Here is a 19,693-nt window from a genome sequence, read left to right on the forward strand (position 1 = left end):
AGAAGCGAAACCTTGACAGAGTCTTAGTAACGCCCGGCTGGAAGGACAAGAGACGGATAAAATTTGCCCCTCTCGCGCCCTGCGGCTAGGCTGCGGGGAAGTGACGGAGACGGCAATGAAACTGATCGTGGGCCTGGGCAATCCCGGCGTGAAATACCAGCGCAACCGGCATAATGTCGGCTTCATGGCGGTCGAGCGGATCGCCCTGGACCACGGCTTTTCGCCTTGGCGCGCCCGTTTCCAGGGCGAGATCAGCGAGGGACGGCTGGGCCAGGAAAAGGTCGCTCTGCTGAAGCCCGCGACCTTCATGAACCTCTCGGGCCAGTCGGTGGGCGAGGCGATGCGCTATCTGAGGCTGACCCCGCCCGAGGTGATCGTGCTGCATGACGAGCTGGACCTCGCGCCCGGCAAGGCGCGGCTGAAGCTGGGCGGCGGGCATGCGGGCCATAACGGGCTGCGCTCGCTTCACCAGCATATCGGCGAGGGCTATCGGCGGCTGCGCATCGGCATCGGCCATCCGGGTCACAAGGATCGGGTGGCGGGCTATGTGCTTTCGGACTTCGCCAAATCCGAGGAGCCGGGGCTTGAGGATCTGTTGCGCGGCATCTCGGACGGGGCGGCGGCGCTGGTCACGGGCGAGGATGCGCGGTTCATGAACGCCGTATCGGCGCAGGTGGCACCGGCGCGCAACAGCGGGACCAGGCCGCCCCCGCCCGCGCCGGCCCCGCCCAAGGTCGCCCCCGAACGCGAACCCGAACGCCCGCCGCAAGGCTTTGCCGACCGGCTGCGCGCACTGGGAGAGCGCTTCAAATGAGCGCCTGGCGCGACGCCTGCGCCCTGCAAGCCGAGGCGTGCCGCGCGCTGGGATCGCCCCTGACCGCCCGCATCTGCGAGATTCTCGCCGAAGCCCTTGATAGGCCCCTTGTTGATAGGCTGGCCAGCCCTCTGGCCCGACGCATCCGCGACTGGAAGGGCGATATCACCTATCACGGCGCCTCGCTGCCGCTGCGGCTGTGCGGCGCGTTGCAGGGACTGGTGCTGACCGGGCGCTCGCCCCGGCTGGCCAGCTTACCGGCCGACGAACTTAAATCTCATATTATTTATATTATCCAAGAATATGAGACATGGTTCCTAGATTGGATAGAGCTTGCGCCGCAGACGAATGAGGTCGGGCGCTCAAGCGTGCTGCTGGCGGCGGCGGGGTTTCTGGCAGGTCTCAGCCCGGCGCGGTTCGATCTGCTGGAACTGGGGGCAAGCGCCGGACTTAACCTGAACTTTCCACTTTATAGCATTGTTTCAGAAAATATAAATAACTCCTCTTCAGAAGATGTGATCCTGACCCCGGAATGGCGCGGCGCCCGGCCGGATCTGCGCCCCCTTCGGGTCGGCGCGGCGCGCGGGGTGGATCTGCATCCGCTGGACCCGCAAAGGGACGGGCTGCGGCTGCAAGCCTATATCTGGCCCGACCAGCCCGCACGGCTGGCGCGGATGCAGGCGGCGCTGGCCTTGGCCCAAAGCCGGCCCCCGGTCGTGGACCGTGGCGACGCGGCGGATTGGCTGGAACGCCAGTTGGCGCACCAAGCCCCGCATGGGCGGCTGATCTTTCACACCGTCGCGGCGCAGTATTTCCCCGATACGACGCGGCAGCGGATCGAAGCGGCGATGCAAGCCGCAGGAACCTGCGCGGATGCGGATCACCCCCTGGCGCATGTCTCGATGGAGGGTGGCGGGCCGCGCGGCATGGCGCTGGACCTGCGGCTTTGGGATGGGAACGGGATGCGCAGCTGGCGACTTGGGCATGCGCAAGCCCATGGCGGCTGGATAGATTGGCAACCGCAGGAGAAAGCATGATGGACGCCGCGCTGAACGTGCTGGGCGGCAAGCTCACGCCATGCTCGACCCGCCCCCTGACCGGGTTCTTTCGCGATGGCTGCTGCAATACCGGCCCGCAGGATCGCGGAAGCCATACGGTTTGCGTCATCGTCACCGATGAGTTTCTGGCGCTGTCTAAATATCTGGGCAACGACCTTTCGACGCCGCGCCCGGAATACCGCTTTCCGGGCCTGAAGGCGGGGGATCGGTGGTGCCTGTGCGCGATGCGCTTCATGCAGGCGGCGGGGGAATTCGCCGCGCCCAAGGTCGTGCTGGAAGCCACGCATCAGCGCGCGCTGGAAATCATCCCGCTGGAATTGCTGCGCGCCCATGCCCAGCAGGGCTAGCGCGGACGTTTGGCCAGATAGTGGCGGACCGCATCCACAACATGGCGAAAGCGGTCGCCGCCCAGATGCTTGCCGCCATACCAGCGCGTGACGACGACCAGGTGATCCGCCAGCCCCTCGCGCTCAAGCATTTGCAGGATGATCTGCGCGGCGCCGCTTTCGCCGTCATCGTCGCGCAACCCTTCGCCGTCAAGGATCGCGGCCCAGGTGTTATGCGTGGCCCTGGCGAAGCGCTTGGCGGATTTCAGCTCGGCCAGCAGCGCCTCGACCTCGGCCCGGCTTCGCGCCGGCCCTCCCGAAACCGCATAGCGCGAGCCGCGATCCGAGATGATCCTGTCAAAGACCGTCAGGCTCATTTCTTACGCCGGACGTAAAGCTCAAGCCGGTGGCGGACGATCTCATAGCCCATTTCGGCGGCGATCTCGGCCTGCAACCGCTCGATCCGGTCGTTGACGAATTCCATCACCTCGCCGGTCTCGATGTCGATCATATGGTCGTGATGACGACCATCGGCGGGCTCGAAGCGCGCGGCCTCACCCTCGAACTCCAGCTTCAGGATCACCCCCTGCGCTTCAAGCGCCGAGAGGGTGCGATAGACCGTCGCCAGCGACACCCCCGCCCCGGCCTTGGTGGCGCGGCGATGCAGCAGCGTCGCGTCGGGATGGTCGTCCGAACTCGCCAGAACGCGCAAAAGCGCCGCGCGCTGACGGGTGATGCGCACACCCGCCCGGCGCAGGGCCTGTTCGAATTCAAGGGCGCGAGCGTCATGGTCCATACCCTCTTCTTGCTCAGTTGCGACTTGATTGCAACAAGCTTGACAAGATGAGAATCATTCGCAAATAACAGAGGCAGGCAAACGACAGGGCAGGAAAAGGATCGCCATGAAACGCAGGCTATTTCTCAGCAGCACCCTGGGCGCCCTGGGCGTCCTGGCCGCGCCCCTCAGGCTGAAGGCGCAGGAGCGGCCCAAGATCGCCACCACCTTCACCATCATCGCCGACATGGCCCGCAATGTGGCGGGCGAGCGGATCGAAGTGGTCTCGATCACCAAGCCGGGGGCCGAGATCCACAATTACGAGCCGACGCCAAGCGATCTGGTCGCCGCACGGGGCGCGCGGATGATCCTGCGCAACGGGCTGAACCTGGAACTGTGGTTCGAACAGTTCCTGCGCAACCTGGGGGATCTGCCCTCGGTCACGGTCAGCGAGGGGGTGGTGCCCATGCCGATCAGTTCGGGCAATTATCAGGGCAAGCCCAATCCCCATGCCTGGATGGCGCTGGATTCGGCGATGATCTATGTCGACAATATCGCCGCCGCCTGCACGCGGCTGGACCCCGAGGGCGCGGACGAATATCGTGCCAATGCGGATGCCTACAAAGGCCGCATCGCCGAAACCATCGGCCCCCTTCGCGACCGCGCCCGCGCCCTGCCCGAGGCGCGGCGCTGGCTGGTCAGTTCCGAGGGCGCGTTTTCCTATCTGGCGCGGGATTTCCACCTGAACGAGCTTTATCTGTGGCCGATCAATGCCGATGCCCAGGGCACGCCGCAGCAGGTGCGCCGCGTGGTGGACCAGATCCGGGCGCAAAACATCCCGGTGGTGTTCTCGGAAAGCACCGTCTCGGACCGGCCGGCGCGCCAGATCGCGCAGGAAACCGGGGCACGCTATGGCGGCGTCCTGTATGTGGACAGCCTGTCGGAGCCGGACGGGCCGGTGCCGACCTATCTGGACCTTCTGCGCGTCACCGCCGAGACTATCGTGAAGGGGCTGGAAGATGACTGAGGGCATCAGCACCCAGGGGCTGACCGTGACCTATCGCAACGGCTTCACCGCGTTGCGCGACGCCAGCTTCACCGTTCCCAAAGGCTCGATCACCGCGCTGGTGGGCGTGAATGGGGCCGGAAAATCAACTCTTTTCAAGGCGCTGATGGGATTTGTTCCGGCCTCGCGCGGGACGGTGCGGGTGCTGGGCATGCCCGTCCCGCAGGCGCTGCGCCAGAACCTGATCGCCTATGTGCCGCAATCCGAGGAGGTGGACTGGACCTTTCCCGTCCTGGTCGAGGATGTGGTGATGATGGGCCGCTATGGCCATATGGGCTTCCTGCGCCGCGCCCGGCCCCAGGACCGTCAGGCCGTCGATCAGGCGCTTGAGCGCGTCGGCATGACCGCGTTTCGCCACCGCCAGATCGGCGAGCTTTCGGGCGGGCAGAAAAAGCGTGTCTTCCTGGCCCGCGCGCTGGCGCAGGGCGCCTCGGTGATCCTGCTCGACGAACCCTTCACCGGCGTCGACGTGAAGACCGAAGAGGCGATCATCACCCTTCTGCGCCAGATGCGCGACGAGGGGCGGGTGATGCTGGTCTCGACCCACGACCTGGGCTCGGTGCCGGAATTCTGCGACCGGGTGGTGCTGGTCAAGGGCACGGTGCTGGCCGATGGCCCGACCGCGCAGGTCTTCACCCCCGAGAACCTGCGCCGCACCTTCGGCGGCGTGCTGCGGCACCTGGTGCTGAACGCGGGGCAGCTGCATGCCGACGACGACCCGCGCGGCGTCACCATGCTGAGCGACGACGAGCGCCCGCTGATCTTCTATGACGGCGAGCGCCGCAGCCCCGAGGCCAGCGGCAAATGATCCAGACCCTTCTAACCCCCTTCGAATATTCCTACATGCGGGACGCGATCTGGGTCTCGGCGCTGGTAGGCGCGGTCTGCGCCTTCCTCTCGGCCTATCTGATGCTGAAGGGCTGGTCCCTGATCGGCGACGCGCTGAGCCATTCCATCGTGCCGGGCGTCGCGGGCGCCTATATCCTGGGCCTGCCCTTCGCGCTTGGCGCGTTCCTCTCGGGCGGGCTCGCGGCGCTGGCCATGCTGTTTCTGAACCAGCGTTCGGGGCTGAAGGAGGACGCGATCATCGGGCTGATCTTTACCAGCTTCTTCGGACTGGGCCTGTTCATGGTCTCGCTCAATCCGATGTCGGTCAGCGTCCAGACCATCACCATGGGCAATATTCTGGCGATCACGCCCGAGGACACGCTGCAACTGGCGCTGATCGGAGGCATCTCGCTGGTGATCCTGTCGCTGAAATGGCGCGACCTGATGGTCGTGTTCTTCGACGAGAGCCATGCCCGCACCATCGGCCTGTCGCCGCTGCGGCTGAGGCTTCTGTTCTTTACCCTGCTGTCGGCCTGCACGGTCGCGGCCTTGCAGACGGTGGGGGCGTTTCTGGTCATCGCGCTGGTGGTGACGCCGGGGGCGACCGCCTATCTGTTGACCGACCGCTTTCCGCGGCTGATCCTGCTTTCGGTCGCCATCGGCTCGGTCACGGCGGGCTTGGGCGCCTATATCTCGTTCTTCCTCGACGGGGCGACGGGGGGGGTGATCACCTGCCTGCAAACGCTGGTCTTCCTGGCGGCATTCATGCTGGCGCCGAAGCATGGGCTTTTGGCCGCACGGCGCCGCGCGCGCGGGGGGGCGGCATGATGGACTGGCTGACCCTGCCCTTTTCCTTTCCCTTCATGCGCGATGCGGCGCTTCTGGCGCTGATCGTCGCGCTGCCGGCGGGGATGCTTTCGTGCTTTCTGGTCCTGCGCGGCTGGTCGCTGATGGGGGACGCGATCAGTCATGCGATCCTGCCGGGCGTGGTGCTGGCCTATGTCGCGGGGATTCCGCTGCTGATCGGGGCCTTCGTCGCGGGGCTTGGCGCCGCCGTCTCGGCCGGCTGGCTGCAAGAGATGAGCCGGGTGAAGCGCGACACCGTGCTGGGCGTGGTGATGTCGGGCATGTTCGGGTTGGGCGTGGTGCTTTACACCGCCATACCCACGGAACTGCATCTGGACCATATCCTGTTCGGCAACATGCTGGGCATCGGGCCGGAGGATCTGCGCCTGGCCGCCGCGATCTCGGTCCTGGTGGGCGGGTTCCTGCTGCTGAAATGGCGCGACATCGCGCTGGCCGGGTTCGATCCGGTGCAGGCGCGGGTCTCGGGGCTGCGGGTGCGACTGCTGGACTATGCCTTCCTGGCGACGATCGCGGCGACGGTGGTGGCGATGCTGAGCGCGGTGGGGATCATCCTGTCCGTCGCGATGATGATCGCGCCGGGGGCCATCGCCTTCCTGCTGAGCCGGCGTCTTCCGGTGATGCTGGCGCTGGCCGTCGCCATCGCGGCGATCAGCGGCGTCCTGGGCCTGCTGATCAGCTTCTGGCTGGACAGCGCACCCGCCCCAACCATCGTTCTTGTGCTGAGTTTCCAGTTCCTGGCGGCATTCCTTTGGCGAAACCTTGCCACGCGGCGGAACACCGCCGATTGAGCGGCCCCCGCGAACTGGCCAAATAGGCGAATCTTGCCTAGCCTTTCCCGGCCCCCCTGGTGCGGAGGACGGAGATGCCTACAAGTTTCAGCCCCGAGGTCGGCCAGCAGGCCGACCCTGAGGAACAGGCCCTGAACCCGGACCTGCCCCCGTCGCGGCCGGCCTGGCCGTCCGATCTGATTCCGGGGGCGAATGAAGGGGTGATCCTGGCAGGCGCGCTGATCGTGGGCGTCGCCGCCGCCGGGGCCACGCGCGGCACCATCCTGATGGCGGCCACCGCCGCGCTGGTCGCGGGGGCGCTGGCGGTGGGTCTGCGGGCCTATTTCCCGGTGGCCGGGCGCGGCGACGGCGAGCGCGACGACCGGGCGCGCGAGCGCGCGGCTCTGTGCCGCCTGCCCGAGGCCGATCTGCACGAACTGGCGGCGATCTATGAATCGCGCGGCATGAGCCCCGGCACCGCCCTGCAAGCCGCCCGCGAGGTCCGCGCGCGCGAGCGGCCCGTCCCGCGCGCCCATGGCCTCGCCGGGTTTGAGGCGGAACTGGGCGGCAGCCCGATGCAGGCCGCGCTGGCGGCGGCGACGGTCTTCGCCCTGGCGGCCTTCGCGCCGCTTCTGGCGGCGATGGCCGCGCCGGCGGGCGGCGTCATCCTGTGCGTGCTGGGAACGGTGGTGCTGACGCTTTGCGGCCTGGCCGGGCTGGGCGCCTGGGCGGCGGGCGTGGCCAGCAGGCGCGCCACGCTGCGCGCCATGCTGGGCGGCGCGCTGGCCATGGGCATCAGCGCCGCCCTGGGACGCGTCTTCTTCGGGCTGCTCTAGCCCGGATCGCGCGCATAGCTGCGGCTGGCCCGCATCAGGTCGCGCGCGTAATCCGTTTGCGCGCGGCCCTCGCGCAGGGCGCCTGCGGGCATCTGTTCGACCATCTCGCCGCCGCGCATCACCGCCAGCCGGTCGCACATATGCGCGACCACGGCCAGGTCGTGGCTGACCATCACATAGGTCAGGCCCCGATCCCGGCGCAGGTCCGAGAGCAGGTTCAGGATCTCGGCCTGGACGCTGACATCCAGGGCCGAGGTGGGTTCGTCCAGAAGCAGCAGTTCCGGCTCGGCGGCCAGGGCGCGGGCGATGGCCACGCGCTGGCGCTGTCCGCCGGAAAGCTGGTGCGGATAGCGGAAGCGGAAGCCGCGACCCAGGCCCACGCTGTCCAGAAGCCGGGTGATGCGGGTGTCGATCCCGTCCATGCCTTGCAGGTGCAGGGTCTCGGACAGGACGTGATCCACGGAATGGCGCGGATGCAGGCTGGCATAGGGGTCCTGGAAGACCATCTGCACCTTGCGATGGAACCCCCGCGAGCGGCGGGTGCCCTGGATCGCCTCGCCCGCGACCTCGACCCTGCCCGACCAGGTGCCGATGAGGCCGGTGATCGCGCGCAGGATGGTCGATTTTCCCGAGCCGGATTCGCCGACCAGCCCGAAGCTTTCGCCCCGCGCGACCTGGAAGCCCGCGCCCCGCACCGCGTCGACCCGGTCGGGGGCATGGCCGAACCAGACGTTCAGATCCCGCAGGTTCAGCATGACGGGCACCGCCGCATTTGGGTATTTGGAAAACGAAGACAGGCCATCACGACCCTCCGACCGGCGGGGTCAGCGCCTCGCGCCAGCTTTCCTGGCGTTGCAGCACCGCCAGGCGCTCGACCGGGTGATCGAGGCGCGGCAGGCTGTTGAGCAGGCCCAGGGTATAGGGGTGCCGGGCGCGGTGCAATTCCGCGGCTGGCAATTCCTCGACCACCTGGCCGGCATACATGATCAGCACCCGGTCGCAGAACTGGCCGACCAGGTGCAGGTCGTGGCTGATGAAGATCAGCCCCATGCCGCGTTCGCGCACCAGCCGGTCGAGGATGCGCAGCACCTCGTTTCGGACCGACACATCCAGCGCCGAGGTGGGTTCGTCCGCGATCAGGATCTGGGGGTCCGGGGCCAGCATCATCGCGATCATGATGCGCTGGCCCATGCCGCCCGAGACCTCGTGCGGATAGGCGTCGAAGACGCGTTCCGGGTCGCGGATCTGCACCGCCGTCAGCATTTCGAGTGCCTTGTCCCGCGCGGCCCGGCCGCCGGTGCCGGTATGGAGGCGATACCCTTCGATGATCTGGCGGCCGATGGTCATGACCGGGTTCAGGCTGAACTTGGGATCCTGCATGACCATGCTGATGCGGGCGCCGCGCAGCTTGCGCATCCGCGCCTCGGGAAGGTTCAGGATCGACTGGCCCTCAAGGTCCAGCCGGTCCGCCGCGACCTGGCCGGGAGGGCGCACCAGTCCCAGGATCGCGCGCCCGGTCATGGATTTGCCCGAGCCGGATTCGCCCACCACGCCCAGCCGTTCCCGGCCCAGGTCGAAGCTGACGCCGCGCACCGCCTGGGACGGTCCCGAGCGGGTCGGGAAGGTCACGCGCAGGTTTCGGACGCTGAGAAGCGGGTTCATTGCTTGGCTCCCTTCGGGTCCAGCACGTCGCGCAGCCCGTCGCCGAGCAGGTTGAAGGCCAGGCTGACGACGAAGATCGCCAGGCCCGGCACGGCCGCGACCCACCAGAAATCCAGGATATAGGTGCGTCCGTCGGCGATCATCGCGCCCCATTCCGGCATCGGCGGCTGCGCGCCCAGGCCGAGAAAGCCGAGGCCCGCCGCGGAAAGGATGATCCCCGCCATGTCGAGCGCCACCCGCACGATCATCGAGCTGACGCAGAGCGGCCAGACATGGCCGATCAGCAGCCGCATCGGCCCGGCGCCTTGCAGCCTGGCGGCGGCGATGTAATCGGCCTTGCGGATGGTCAGCGTCTCGGCCCGTGCGAGGCGGGCATAGGGCGGCCATGAGGTGATGGCGAGCGCCAGCACCGCATTGCCGATGCCGGGGCCCAGCGCGGCGACGAAGGCCAAAGCCAGGATCAGCTTGGGAAATGCCAGGAAGATGTCGGTCACCCGCATCAGCACCTGATCGACCCAGCCGCCGGCGAAGCCCGCGACCGTGCCGACGAAAAGCCCGATCACCGGCGCGATCAGCGCCACGGTTCCCACGATGAACAGCGTCACCCGCGCGCCATGGATCAGCCGCGACAGGATGTCCCGGCCCAGGGCGTCCGTGCCGAGCCAATGCGCCGAAGACGGCGGCTTGAGCCGCTCGGCCAGGTTCTGCGCGAAGGGGTCTTGCGGCGAAAGCCAGGGCGCGAAGGCGGCGACGAACAGCAGGCCCAGCAGGATCACCAGCCCCAGCATGGCGAGCTTGTTGCCCCGGAAGGTCAGCCAGCCCTGGTAAAGCGCCCCCAGCCGCGCCTGCCGGCGGGTCTGCGGGGCATCGGTCAACAGCCATGCGCGTGTCGTGGTCATGCGGCCCTCGGATCCAGCAGGCGGTAAAGCAGGTCCGATGCGATGTTCAGCACCACGAAGCAGGTGCCGATCAGCACCGTGCCGCCCAGCACCGCGTTCATGTCGCCCGCGAGCAGCGCCTTGGTGATATATTGCCCCAGCCCCGGCCAGGAAAAGACGATCTCGGTCAGGACCGAGCCTTCCAGCAGCGAGCCGAAGCTGAGTGCGATGACCGTGACCAGCGGCACCAGGATATTGCCGAAGGCATGGCGCCAGATCACCCGGCCCTCGGACAGACCCTTGACGCGGGCGGTGGTGATGTATTCGCCGGAAAGCTGTTCCAGCATGAAGCTGCGGGTCATGCGGCTGATATAGGCCAGGCTGAAATAGCCCAGCAGGCTGGCCGGCAGGATGATATGGCTGAAGGCGTCGCGAAAGGCGCCCCAATCCCGCGCGAAAAGGCTGTCGAGCAGGATCATGCCCGTCACCTCGGGCACCATGCCGTCATGGATGATGCCCTGGCGGCCCGGTCCTCCGACCCAGCCGAGCATGCCGTAAAACAGCAAAAGCCCCATCAGCCCCAGCCAGAAGATCGGCATGGAATAGCCGACCAGCGCCACCACGCGGGCGATCTGGTCCAGCCAGCCGCCACGCCGCGCCGCCGCCAGCACGCCCAGCGGAATGCCCAGGCAGACCCCGATCAGCGTGCCGAGGAAAGCCAGTTCGAACGTTGCCGGAAACACCCGCTTCAGATCTGCGATCACCGGATGCCCGGTCGAGATCGAGCGGCCGAAATCGCCATGCAGCACCTCGCCCATATAGCGCAGGAATTGCTGCCAGAGCGGCTTGTCCAGGCCCATCGCCTGATAGGCGGCCTGGTATTGGGCCTGGGTCGCGCGCTCGCCCACCACCTTCAGCACCGGGTCGATGGGCATGACCCGGCCGATGATGAAGGTCACCAGCAGCAGTCCCAGCAGCGTCAGCGCCAGGGACAGCGCGACACCGCCGAGACCCTTCGCGCGGCGGCGCCATAACGCGCCGCTGCGTGCCGCCGGACGCGCCGGGTCTGTCGCGCTCACCGGCGCTATTCCTTCGTCACCTGGCGATAAAACGCGGAACTGACCGCCCCGCCCGAGGTCCAATGCTGGATATTGGCTTGCAGCCCCGCCTGCTCGATGCGCTGGAACAGCGGCACGATCGGCGCGATCTCGCGATATTGCTTCTGGATATCCAGATACATCTGCACGCGCTTGTCGGTGTCGCCCTCCAGCGTGGCCGCGACGGTGGCCTTGTTCATCTCGTCCGGGACGGCCCAGGCATTGCGCCAGGCCAGTTGCGACAGCTTGGCATCGTCGGCATTGTTCGGATTATAGGCGAAGGTCGAGACGTTCGTGTTCGGATCGGCATAATCCGGTCCCCATTCGCCGATGAAGATCGAGACCGAACGCGCGCGATAGGCGTCCAGCACCTGCGCCCCGGTCATCTGCTGGATCTCAAGCGTCAGCCCGGCCTGCGCCATGGACGCCTGAAGCGTCTGCGCCACGTTCACATATTCGGTGATGTCGCGCACGGCGGTCTTGACCGTGCCCGAGGTCACCCCGGCATCGGCCAGGATCTTCCTGGCCTTCTCGATGTCATGGGTCCAGGGGTTCTCGTCCGAGGCGCCCAGATAGCCCTCGGGGACGATGTTCTGGTGGATCTTGAACTGGCCCTTCAGGAAGCTGCCCTCGATCCCGGCGTAATCGACCAGGTATTTCAGTGCCTGGACCACCTCGGGCTTGGACAGCAGCGGGTCCTTCTGGCTCAGGCCCATGTAAAGGATCCGGCCCTTGGGCTCGTCCTGGACCTTCAGCTTGTCGTTGCCGGAAAGGCCCTGCACATCGGTCGGCGTCAGGTTGCGCGCCACGTCGATATCGCCCTGTTCCAGCAGCAGACGCTGGGCGCTGCTTTCCTGGACATGGCGCACGATCACCCGCTTCATCGCGGGCGCGCCCTGCCAGTAATCGGGATTGGCGGCCAGTTGCACCGCCTCGTTCGGGCGCCAGGCCGCCAGGCTGAACGGACCCGAGCCCGCCGCATTGGTCGAAAGCCAGGCATTGGCCAGATCCTCGCCCTGGACATTGGCCATGGCGGTTTCCTTGTCCACCACCGAGGCCACGTTCGACGCAAGGCAGTTCAGCACGAAGCTTTGCGCATAGGGCTGGTCCAGCTTCAGGGTCAGCTTGTTGCCTTCGAAAGTCACCTGCTGGTCGACGTTTTCGGGGGTGAAGCCGAACTGATTCAGGATGAAGGCGGGCGACAGGTTCAGCTTGACCGCGCGTTGCAGCGACCAGGCGGCATCCTCGGCCCGGACCGGATTGCCGGATTGGAACTTCACGCCGTCGCGCATGGTCAGGGTGATGGTCTTACCGTCCTCGCTGACCTCCCAGGCTTCGGCCAGGCTGGGCTTGAAGCCGGCGGCCAGGTCCAGCGGATCGAAATCCACCAGGCGGTCGTAAAGGCTGTTATCCACATCATTGCCCGAGAATTCGAAGCTTTGCGCGGGGTCCAGGCTGATGATGTCGTCGATCTGGGCGGCGACCACCAGCATGTCGGCGGGCGTCTCGGCGAAGGCCGCGGGCGCCATGGCGATGGCACTGGCCAGAAGAAGCGCGCGAAGCGGCAGATGTTTCATGATGTGCATTCCCCGTTGTCTCTTCCCGTTTCGCCGGGATTGGAATGGAGGCAGCTTGGCGCGAAGCCGGCCACAGGGCAAGCCCTTCGCGAAAGGGCGGGGTTGCACCGCGCGGCGCTGTCGTCCATTTCGGGAAAGCAAAGGGGGATTCATGGAAAAACGCAGCCTGCCCGAACGTCCCGATTGGCGCGACGAGGCCCAGAATCTGGGCTTCACCTTCGCCGATATGGACGGCGCGCCCTATTGGGACGAAACCAGCGCCTATCGCTTTACCCTGAACCAGATCGAAGAGGACATCGAGGCGCCCTCGACCGAGTTGCACGCGCTGGCGCGCGAGGCCGTGGCACGGGTGATCGGCGATGAGCGGCTGATGGACCGGCTGGAGATTCCGCCCGCGCATCGGGATCTGGTGGCGGAAAGCTGGAGCCGGGGCGAGCCCGAGCTTTATGGCCGCATGGATCTGGCCTATGGCGGCGATGGCCCGGCGAAGCTGCTGGAATACAATGCCGACACGCCGACCTCGCTTTACGAATCGTCCTCGTTCCAATGGCTCTGGCTGGAACAGCAGCAAAAGCTGGGCGTTCTGGGCGCCGATACCGACCAGTTCAACGGCATCCACGAGGCTCTGGTCGCCCGCTTCGCCCAGATCTGCGCCGCCGGAGAGGATGTCCATTTCGCGGCCGATCCCCGCAACCCCGAGGATTACGCCACGGTCGAGACCCTGGCCTGGGCCGCGCGCGAGGCGGGGCTTGGCGCGCATTTCACCGCGCTGGACCAGATCGGCCTGACCGACGAGGGGCAGTTCGCCGACGACCAGTCCCGCGTGATCGGCACGCTTTTCAAGCTTTATCCCTGGGAGGACATGCTGCGCGACGATTTCGCCGCGCATCTGGCCGGCTCGGGCACCCGCTTCATCGAGCCGCCCTGGAAGGCGGTGCTCTCGAACAAGGGGATCCTGCCGGTGATGTGGCAGATCGCGCCGGGCCATCCGAACCTGTTGCCGGCCTTTTTCCTGGCGGACGTGGCCGAGGCGCTGACCGGCGGCCTGCCCGACCCCTCGGTCGCCGAGGCGTTCGAGGCCGCGCGCGAGGCGCTGAAGCGCGGCCATGTGACGAAACCCATCTTCTCGCGCGAGGGGGCCGGCGTCACCCTTGTCGAGGCCGGAGAGGTGCGCGAGCGGACCCTGGACGACAGCTATTCGCATCACCCCCTGATCCTTCAGGGCCTTGCGCCGCTCCCCGAATTCGGGGGGTTCCATCCCGTCATCGGATCGTGGATCGTGGGCGAGACCTGCGTGGGCATCGGCCTGCGCGAGGATGCCTCGCGCATCACGCATAACCTGTCGCGCTTCAAGCCGCATTTCATCGAGGGCTGACCCATGATCAAACGCTCGCGCCATGTCGCCCTGGTGCTGGCCGGGACCGCCACCCTGGCCCTTTCCGCCTGCCGCGACGAACAGGTCGACGCGCAAAGCTTTCCCGACCTGCAAAGCTGCATCGCCGCCAGCAAGGATGCCACCTTGTGGTTCACCGAGGACGATTGCCGCAAGAATTTCGAGGCGGCGGCGCAGGAGTTCAACGAAACCGCCCCGCGCTATGCCTCGAAAGAGCTTTGCGAGCAGGAACATGGCGTGGGCAATTGCGGCGGCGATCCGGCCGCGCAGCAATCGGGGGGCGGGTTTTCCTTCATGCCCCTGCTGGTCGGCTACATGATGGGCTCGATGCTGTCGCGCGGCGGCGGGATCTTTTCCCAGCCGATGGTGCGGACAGCCGACGGGCGCTATTCGACGCCCAAGGGGGATCAGAGCTTCGCCACCAATCGCGGCGCGGGCAAGGTGCCGCAGCAGGCTTTCCAGCGCGGGCCGACGACGCTGGGCAAGCCCCCGATGAGCGCGGCGCAGGTCAACCAGCGCGGCGGCTTCGGCGCGGCCAGCACCACGCGCGGCACCTCGGGCAGCAGCCGCAGCCTGGGCGGCTGAGGCTTGCCGCCGGTCGTCGCGCACACGGCCCCGGACTGGCCCCGGACTGGCCCCGGACTGGCCCCGGACCGGGCGGGCGCTGGCCTCTGGCGCCGGTCGCGGGTTAACGCTAACGTGTCCCATGCGCCGGCGCCGCGAAAGGCCCGGCCCGCGCCCAGAATTTCAGGAGAGAGCCATGTCCATGTCCCCCGAGATCCAGTCCCAGAAAAGCCGCGCCCTGTGCGAGATCGCTCCGGTCATCCCGGTTCTGGTCGTGGGCGATGCCGCCCGCGCCGAGGGGCTTGCCACCGCGCTGGTCGCGGGCGGGCTGCCCGTGCTTGAGGTGACCTTGCGCACCGAAGCGGCGCTGGATGTCATCCGCGCCATGTCCAAGGTTCCCGGCGGCCATGTCGGCGCGGGCACGGTGCTGACCCCCGACGACGCCCGGCGCGCCAAGGATGCCGGCGCGACCTTCGCCGTATCGCCCGGCGTGACCGAAACCCTGGTCAGGGCCTGCGAGGAAATCGAGCTGCCCCTGCTGCCCGGCGCCGTCACCGCCTCGGAGGTGATGCGGGCGATGGAGATGGGCTTTCGCATGCTGAAATTCTTCCCGGCCGAGGCGGCGGGCGGCGCGAAATCCTTGAAATCGCTTGCCGGGCCGCTGCCGCAGGTCAGCTTCTGCCCGACCGGCGGGGTCACGCTTGCCAATGCGCCCGATTACCTGGCGCTGCCCAATGTGATCTGCGTCGGCGGAAGCTGGATCGCGCCCGATGCGGATGTAGCCGCCGCCGGCTGGCAGGCGATCGAGAGCCGCGCCCGCGAAGCCCGCGCCCTGCGCGGATGACGCCGCCCGCGCCGGGCATGGCGCGCGCCCGGCGCAACGTCGCCGTGCTGCTGCTGGCCCAGGGGCTGCTGGGGGCGCAGATGTCGATGATCTTCATCGTCGGCGGCCTGACCGGGCAGATGCTCAGCCCCAATCCCTGCATCGCCACCCTGCCCTTGTCGATGATCGTCCTGGGCTCGGCGCTGTCGGCCCGCCCGCTGGCAGGCTTCATGGCCCGGCACGGCCGGCGCGCGGGCTTCATGCTGGCCTGCGGCGCGGGTGCGCTTGGCGCCAGCCTGGCCGCGACCGGCTTGATCCTGGGCAGTTTCTGGCTGTTCGCCTTCAGCGGGCTGCTGACCGGGATCTACCAGGCGGCGCAGGGCTTCTATCGCTTCGCCGCGACCGACAGCGCCCCCGAGGAATTCCAGTCCAGGGCGATTTCCTGGGTGCTGGCGGGCGGGCTGTTCGCCGCCTTCACCGGCCCGTTCCTGGTGCGGCTGACCGCCGAGGCGACCGCCGTGCCCTTCCTTGCGACCTATGCCGCGATCATCGGGCTGAACCTGCTGGGGCCGCTGATCTTCGCCTTTCTGGACAGCCCCCGCCCGGCGCCGGCCGCGAGCGGCGCGCCACGCGGCCGGCCGCTTTCGCAACTGATCCGCGCGCCGCAGATCGCGGTGGCGACGATCTGCGGGATGGTGTCCTATGCGCTGATGAACCTGGTGATGACCTCCACGCCGCTGGCGGTGGTGGGCTGCGGCTTTCATACCTCGGACGCGGCCAATATCGTCTCGCTGCATGTGGTGGCGATGTTCGCGCCCTCGTTCTTCACCGGCCATCTGATCGCGCGCTTCGGCGCCCGGCGCATCGTCATGCTGGGTCTGGGGATCCTTGCCGGGGCGGGTGCTGTGGCGCTGTCGGGGGTAGACCTGCCGCGCTTCTATCTGGCGCTGGCGTTGCTGGGCCTGGGCTGGAACTTCGGCTTCATCGGCGCCACAACCATGCTGACCCGCGCCCATCGCCGCGAGGAGCGCGAGCGGGTGCAGGGGCTGAACGACGCCGTGGTGTTCGGAGGCGTGTTCCTGGCCTCGCTCTCCTCGGGCGGGCTGATGAATTGCGGCGGCGGCTCGGCCCAAGCGGGATGGAGCGCGGTCAATCTGGCGATGCTGCCCTTCCTGGCCCTGGCCGGCGCCGCGCTTTTCTGGCTGATGCGGCGGCCCGAGGGCCGGGGGGCTTCGCCCCCCACGTCCTGACGACCCCTCAATGGGGTCGGCAGGACGTTCCCCCCAGGATATTTGGGCAAGAAAGACGATCAGAAAAGGGATTTCTGTCCCTTGGGCGCGCGCGGCTTGCGGGGTGCGCGCGGCGGGTTGGGACGTTCGGTTTCGGGACTTTCGGTTTCCGGGTGCGCGGCCAGTCGTCCATCGGCGAATTCGATCTGGAACTTTTCCACCTGCGCGGCGGTGGTGGCGCTGGTCAGAAGGCCCTCGGGGCCGTGGATGACCGCGAAGCCCCGGCGCAATGTCTCGCGATAGCCGAGCGTCTGGCGCAGCCGGTCCAGCCGGTCCAGCCGGTCCCGGCGGGGCGGTGCAAGCCGGTCGGCCGCCGCGGTCAGGCGCCGCAGAGCCGTTGCCAGCCGCTCGCGGTCGCGGGCGATGTCGCGGGCACCCGAGGCCAGCACCCGCAGCCGCGCCCGGTCGAGCCGGGCCGAGAGATCGACCAGTTTCCCGCGCCGCCGCGTGTTCTCGCGCGTGACGGTGACGGGCAGGCGGCGGGACTGGTCGCCCAGCCGGTCGCGCCGGGTCCGCAGGTTCCCCCGCAGCGCCGCGAGCGACAGGGGCAAGGCGTTGAGCCTGTCGCGGCGGGCGCGGACGAAGCCCCGCAGCGCCGGCTCCAGCCGTTCGGCGAAGAGGTCGAATCGCTGCCGCGCCGGGTCGATCAATGCCTGGGGCCGCCCCAGCGCGCGGCCGAGATCCCCCAGCCGCTGCCGCAGGCGTTGCTGGTTCTGCCGCCCTGCCCGCAGGATGCGCGCCGCCTGTTCGGAAAGGCGCGCCGCGAGTTCCGCGCGGACCGGCACCGCGATTTCGGCGGCGGCGGTGGGGGTGGGCGCGCGGCGGTCCGCGGCGAAATCGATCAGCGTGGTGTCCGTCTCATGGCCCACTGCCGAGATCAGCGGGATGCGGCTGGCCGCCGCCGCGCGGACGACCGCCTCTTCGTTGAAGCCCCAGAGGTCCTCCAGGCTGCCACCACCACGCGCGACGATGATCAGGTCGGGCCTGGGGATCGGTCCCGACGGGTCGAGCGCGTTGAAGCCCTGGATCGCCGCACTGACCTGGGGCGCGCAATCCTGGCCCTGCACCGCCACCGGCCAGATCAGCACATGGGTCGGGAAGCGGTCGCGCAGCCGATGCAGGATGTCGCGGATCACCGCGCCCGAGGGCGAGGTGACGACGCCGATCACGCGCGGCAGATATGGCAGCGGCTGCTTGCGCGATTCGTCGAACAGCCCCTCGGCCGCCAGCGCCTTGCGGCGCTTTTCCAGCATCAGCATCAGCGCGCCCGCGCCCGCGGGCTCGATCTGATCGACGATGAGCTGGTATTTCGACTGGCCGGGGAATGTGGTCAGCCGGCCCGTGGCGATGACCTCGATCCCTTCCTCGGGGCGGGTAGCGAGGCGCGCTGCCTGGCCTTTCCAGGTCACGGCGGCGATCACCGCGCGGTCGTCCTTGAGATCGAAATAGAGATGCCCCGACGAAGGACGCGAGACGCGGCCGATCTCGCCCCGGACGCGGACGCGGCCGAACTCGCCCTCGAGCACGCGCTTCACGGCGCCCGAGATTTCCGAGACGGTGAATTCATGGGCATTGCCGCCCGGCCCCGATGCGGGCTCATCCTCGAAGAGTTCCATGGCCAGGGTTTTGGCGCGGCGCGCGCACGGGATCAAGGGGCGCTATTGATCCGGGGCCGCGCAGTTCCTAGAAGGCGTCCAGAATATTTGCGAAAAAGGGGCGTGGCGCCATGAACATCCTGATCCTCGGCAGCGGCGGGCGCGAACATTCCCTGGCCTGGGCGATCCGCCAGAACCCGAAATGCGACCGGCTTTTCGTCGCGCCGGGCAATGCCGGGATGGAGAGCCTGGCGCGGCTGGCCGATCTGGACATCCTGTCGGGATCGGCCGTGATCGGCTTTTGCGAGGAAAACGCCATCGACCTGGTGGTGATCGGTCCCGAGGCGCCCCTGGCCGCCGGGGTGGCAGACGACCTGCGCGGGGCAGGCATCCTGGTATTCGGGCCGTCGAAGGCGGCGGCGATGCTTGAGGCGTCGAAGTCCTTCACCAAGGAGGTCTGCGACGCCTGCGGCGCGCCGACCGCCGCCTGGGCGCGCTTCGATGCCGCCGGGCCGGCGCGGGACTACATCCGCACGAAAGGCGCGCCCATCGTGATCAAGGCCGACGGGCTGGCCGCCGGCAAGGGCGTGACCGTGGCCATGACCGAGGCCGAGGCTCTCGCCGCCGTGGATGACGCCTTCGGCGGCGCCTTCGGCGAGGCCGGGGCGGAAGTGGTGATCGAGGAGTTCATGGCCGGCGAGGAGGCGAGCTTCTTTGTCCTGTGCGACGGCGCGGACTGCCTGGCCATCGGCACCGCGCAGGACCACAAGCGCGTGGGCGACGGCGACACCGGGCCGAATACCGGCGGCATGGGGGCCTATTCCCCCGCCCCCGTGCTGACGCAGGCCATCCAGGACGACGTGATGGCGCGGATCGTGCGCCCGACCGTGGCCGAGATGGCGCGCCGCGGCACGCCGTTCCAGGGGGTGCTTTACGCCGGGCTGATGATCGAGGACGGGCAGGCGAGGCTGGTCGAATACAACGTCCGTTTCGGAGACCCGGAATGCCAGGTCCTGATGATGCGGCTGGGCGCGCAGGCGCTGGACCTGATCCTGGCCTGCGCCGAGGGCAGGCTGGGCGGGACCGCCGTGACCTGGGCCGACGACCATGCCCTGACCGTGGTGCTGGCCGCGAAGGGCTATCCCGGCGCTTATGAGAAGGGGACCGAGATCCGGGGGCTGGAGGCTTTGGCGCAGGATTCGGGGCGGATGGTCTTTCATGCCGGAACAGCGATGCGGGACGGCACGCTTGTCGCGGCGGGCGGGCGGGTCCTGGCCGCGACGGGACGGGGAGAGAGTCTGGCCGAGGCCCATGCGAAAGCCTATGCGCTGGCCGATGCCATCGACTGGCCGGGCGGCTTTTATCGCCGGGACATCGGCTGGCGCGCGCTTTGAGGCGCCGCGCTTGCGGCACGGTCGCATATGGGTATTTGAAAAACGAAGAAGGCCCCGGCGCGGCGCGGAATCGGGGCCGTTTCT

General features: G+C 68.0%; 21 protein-coding genes. 13 read left to right on the forward strand and 8 right to left on the reverse strand.

What is annotated here, in order from left to right:
- Positions 1–115: 115 nt before the first annotated feature.
- From pth to QM682_RS09470, 3 genes are read left to right on the forward strand one after another with little or no spacing between them, the layout of a single operon-like run.
- Positions 116–814, forward strand: a complete 699-nt coding sequence (gene pth / locus QM682_RS09460) for an aminoacyl-tRNA hydrolase (protein WP_415129065.1) — start codon at positions 116–118, stop codon at positions 812–814.
- Entirely contained in the window at positions 811–1,851 is a 1,041-nt protein-coding gene (locus tag QM682_RS09465; RefSeq protein WP_415129067.1) for a DUF2332 domain-containing protein, read from the forward strand. The genes pth and QM682_RS09465 overlap by 4 nt, the downstream gene beginning before the upstream one ends.
- On the forward strand, positions 1,848–2,219 hold the full coding sequence (locus QM682_RS09470) for a DUF2237 family protein (RefSeq protein WP_415129069.1): 372 nt from the start codon (positions 1,848–1,850) through the stop codon (positions 2,217–2,219). Before QM682_RS09465 ends, QM682_RS09470 begins: the two co-directional genes overlap by 4 nt.
- Here the strand turns inward: QM682_RS09470 and QM682_RS09475 are convergent.
- Both QM682_RS09475 and QM682_RS09480 read right to left on the reverse strand, forming a co-directional pair.
- Complete coding sequence (locus QM682_RS09475; protein ID WP_415129071.1) at positions 2,216–2,575, reverse strand: YigZ family protein; 360 nt, start codon at positions 2,573–2,575, stop codon at positions 2,216–2,218. The genes QM682_RS09470 and QM682_RS09475 overlap by 4 nt on opposite strands.
- Complete coding sequence (locus QM682_RS09480; protein WP_415129073.1) at positions 2,572–2,994, reverse strand: Fur family transcriptional regulator; 423 nt, start codon at positions 2,992–2,994, stop codon at positions 2,572–2,574. Before QM682_RS09480 ends, QM682_RS09475 begins: the two co-directional genes overlap by 4 nt.
- A 106-nt stretch (positions 2,995–3,100) precedes the next feature.
- Here QM682_RS09480 and QM682_RS09485 point away from each other — a divergent pair, with 106 nt between their 5' ends.
- From QM682_RS09485 to QM682_RS09505, 5 genes are all read left to right on the forward strand, one after another.
- A complete protein-coding gene (locus QM682_RS09485; RefSeq protein ID WP_415129075.1) occupies positions 3,101–4,000 on the forward strand; it encodes a metal ABC transporter substrate-binding protein in 900 nt (299 codons plus the stop codon).
- Complete coding sequence (locus tag QM682_RS09490; RefSeq protein WP_415129077.1) at positions 3,993–4,847, forward strand: manganese/iron ABC transporter ATP-binding protein; 855 nt, start codon at positions 3,993–3,995, stop codon at positions 4,845–4,847. The genes QM682_RS09485 and QM682_RS09490 overlap by 8 nt, the downstream gene beginning before the upstream one ends.
- The gene (locus QM682_RS09495) at positions 4,844–5,695 is read left to right on the forward strand and encodes a metal ABC transporter permease (RefSeq protein WP_415129079.1); all 852 of its coding nucleotides are present in this window, start codon (positions 4,844–4,846) and stop codon (positions 5,693–5,695) included. Before QM682_RS09490 ends, QM682_RS09495 begins: the two co-directional genes overlap by 4 nt.
- The gene (locus QM682_RS09500; RefSeq protein WP_415129081.1) at positions 5,692–6,522 is read left to right on the forward strand and encodes a metal ABC transporter permease; all 831 of its coding nucleotides are present in this window, start codon (positions 5,692–5,694) and stop codon (positions 6,520–6,522) included. The genes QM682_RS09495 and QM682_RS09500 overlap by 4 nt, the downstream gene beginning before the upstream one ends.
- A 74-nt stretch (positions 6,523–6,596) precedes the next feature.
- Complete coding sequence (locus QM682_RS09505) at positions 6,597–7,337, forward strand: VIT1/CCC1 transporter family protein (RefSeq protein WP_415129083.1); 741 nt, start codon at positions 6,597–6,599, stop codon at positions 7,335–7,337.
- Here the strand turns inward: QM682_RS09505 and QM682_RS09510 are convergent.
- The 5 genes from QM682_RS09510 to QM682_RS09530 all read right to left on the reverse strand — a co-directional run bounded on the left by QM682_RS09510 (position 7,334) and on the right by QM682_RS09530 (position 12,551).
- Positions 7,334–8,092, reverse strand: a complete 759-nt coding sequence (locus tag QM682_RS09510; RefSeq protein WP_415129085.1) for an ABC transporter ATP-binding protein — start codon at positions 8,090–8,092, stop codon at positions 7,334–7,336. The two genes, QM682_RS09505 and QM682_RS09510, sit on opposite strands and share 4 nt — an antisense overlap.
- 46 nt (positions 8,093–8,138) lie before the next feature.
- A complete protein-coding gene (locus QM682_RS09515; protein WP_415129087.1) occupies positions 8,139–8,999 on the reverse strand; it encodes an ABC transporter ATP-binding protein in 861 nt (286 codons plus the stop codon).
- The gene (gene nikC / locus QM682_RS09520) at positions 8,996–9,898 is read right to left on the reverse strand and encodes a nickel transporter permease (RefSeq protein ID WP_415129089.1); all 903 of its coding nucleotides are present in this window, start codon (positions 9,896–9,898) and stop codon (positions 8,996–8,998) included. Before nikC ends, QM682_RS09515 begins: the two co-directional genes overlap by 4 nt.
- Positions 9,895–10,872 (reverse strand): ABC transporter permease, encoded by a 978-nt coding sequence (locus QM682_RS09525; protein ID WP_415129139.1) that lies wholly within the window; start codon positions 10,870–10,872, stop codon positions 9,895–9,897. Before QM682_RS09525 ends, nikC begins: the two co-directional genes overlap by 4 nt.
- 89 nt (positions 10,873–10,961) lie before the next feature.
- The gene (locus QM682_RS09530; RefSeq protein ID WP_415129091.1) at positions 10,962–12,551 is read right to left on the reverse strand and encodes an ABC transporter substrate-binding protein; all 1,590 of its coding nucleotides are present in this window, start codon (positions 12,549–12,551) and stop codon (positions 10,962–10,964) included.
- 151 nt (positions 12,552–12,702) lie between these two features.
- On the opposite strand from QM682_RS09530, the gene QM682_RS09535 reads away from it, so the two are divergent.
- The 4 genes from QM682_RS09535 to QM682_RS09550 all read left to right on the forward strand — a co-directional run bounded on the left by QM682_RS09535 (position 12,703) and on the right by QM682_RS09550 (position 16,581).
- The gene (locus QM682_RS09535) at positions 12,703–13,926 is read left to right on the forward strand and encodes a glutathionylspermidine synthase family protein (RefSeq protein ID WP_415129093.1); all 1,224 of its coding nucleotides are present in this window, start codon (positions 12,703–12,705) and stop codon (positions 13,924–13,926) included.
- A 3-nt stretch (positions 13,927–13,929) separates the two neighbouring features.
- Positions 13,930–14,529: a DUF1190 domain-containing protein gene (locus QM682_RS09540; protein WP_415129094.1), complete on the forward strand. Its 600-nt coding sequence runs from the start codon at positions 13,930–13,932 to the stop codon at positions 14,527–14,529.
- Positions 14,530–14,710: 181 nt separating this feature from the next.
- On the forward strand, positions 14,711–15,352 hold the full coding sequence (eda, locus tag QM682_RS09545; RefSeq protein ID WP_415129141.1) for a bifunctional 4-hydroxy-2-oxoglutarate aldolase/2-dehydro-3-deoxy-phosphogluconate aldolase: 642 nt from the start codon (positions 14,711–14,713) through the stop codon (positions 15,350–15,352).
- Positions 15,349–16,581, forward strand: coding sequence for an MFS transporter (locus QM682_RS09550; RefSeq protein ID WP_415129096.1), 1,233 nt, complete (start codon positions 15,349–15,351; stop codon positions 16,579–16,581). The genes eda and QM682_RS09550 overlap by 4 nt, the downstream gene beginning before the upstream one ends.
- 59 nt (positions 16,582–16,640) lie before the next feature.
- Here QM682_RS09550 and xseA read toward each other — a convergent pair whose 3' ends face one another.
- Positions 16,641–18,236: an exodeoxyribonuclease VII large subunit gene (gene xseA / locus QM682_RS09555; protein WP_415129098.1), complete on the reverse strand. Its 1,596-nt coding sequence runs from the start codon at positions 18,234–18,236 to the stop codon at positions 16,641–16,643.
- Between the two features lie 110 nt (positions 18,237–18,346).
- Between xseA and purD the strand changes: the two genes are divergently transcribed.
- Positions 18,347–19,609 (forward strand): phosphoribosylamine--glycine ligase, encoded by a 1,263-nt coding sequence (gene purD / locus QM682_RS09560; RefSeq protein WP_415129100.1) that lies wholly within the window; start codon positions 18,347–18,349, stop codon positions 19,607–19,609.
- Positions 19,610–19,693 lie beyond the last annotated feature (84 nt).

The organism is Paracoccus sp. (in: a-proteobacteria) (assembly GCF_047605025.1).
Lineage (GTDB): Bacteria > Pseudomonadota > Alphaproteobacteria > Rhodobacterales > Rhodobacteraceae > Paracoccus.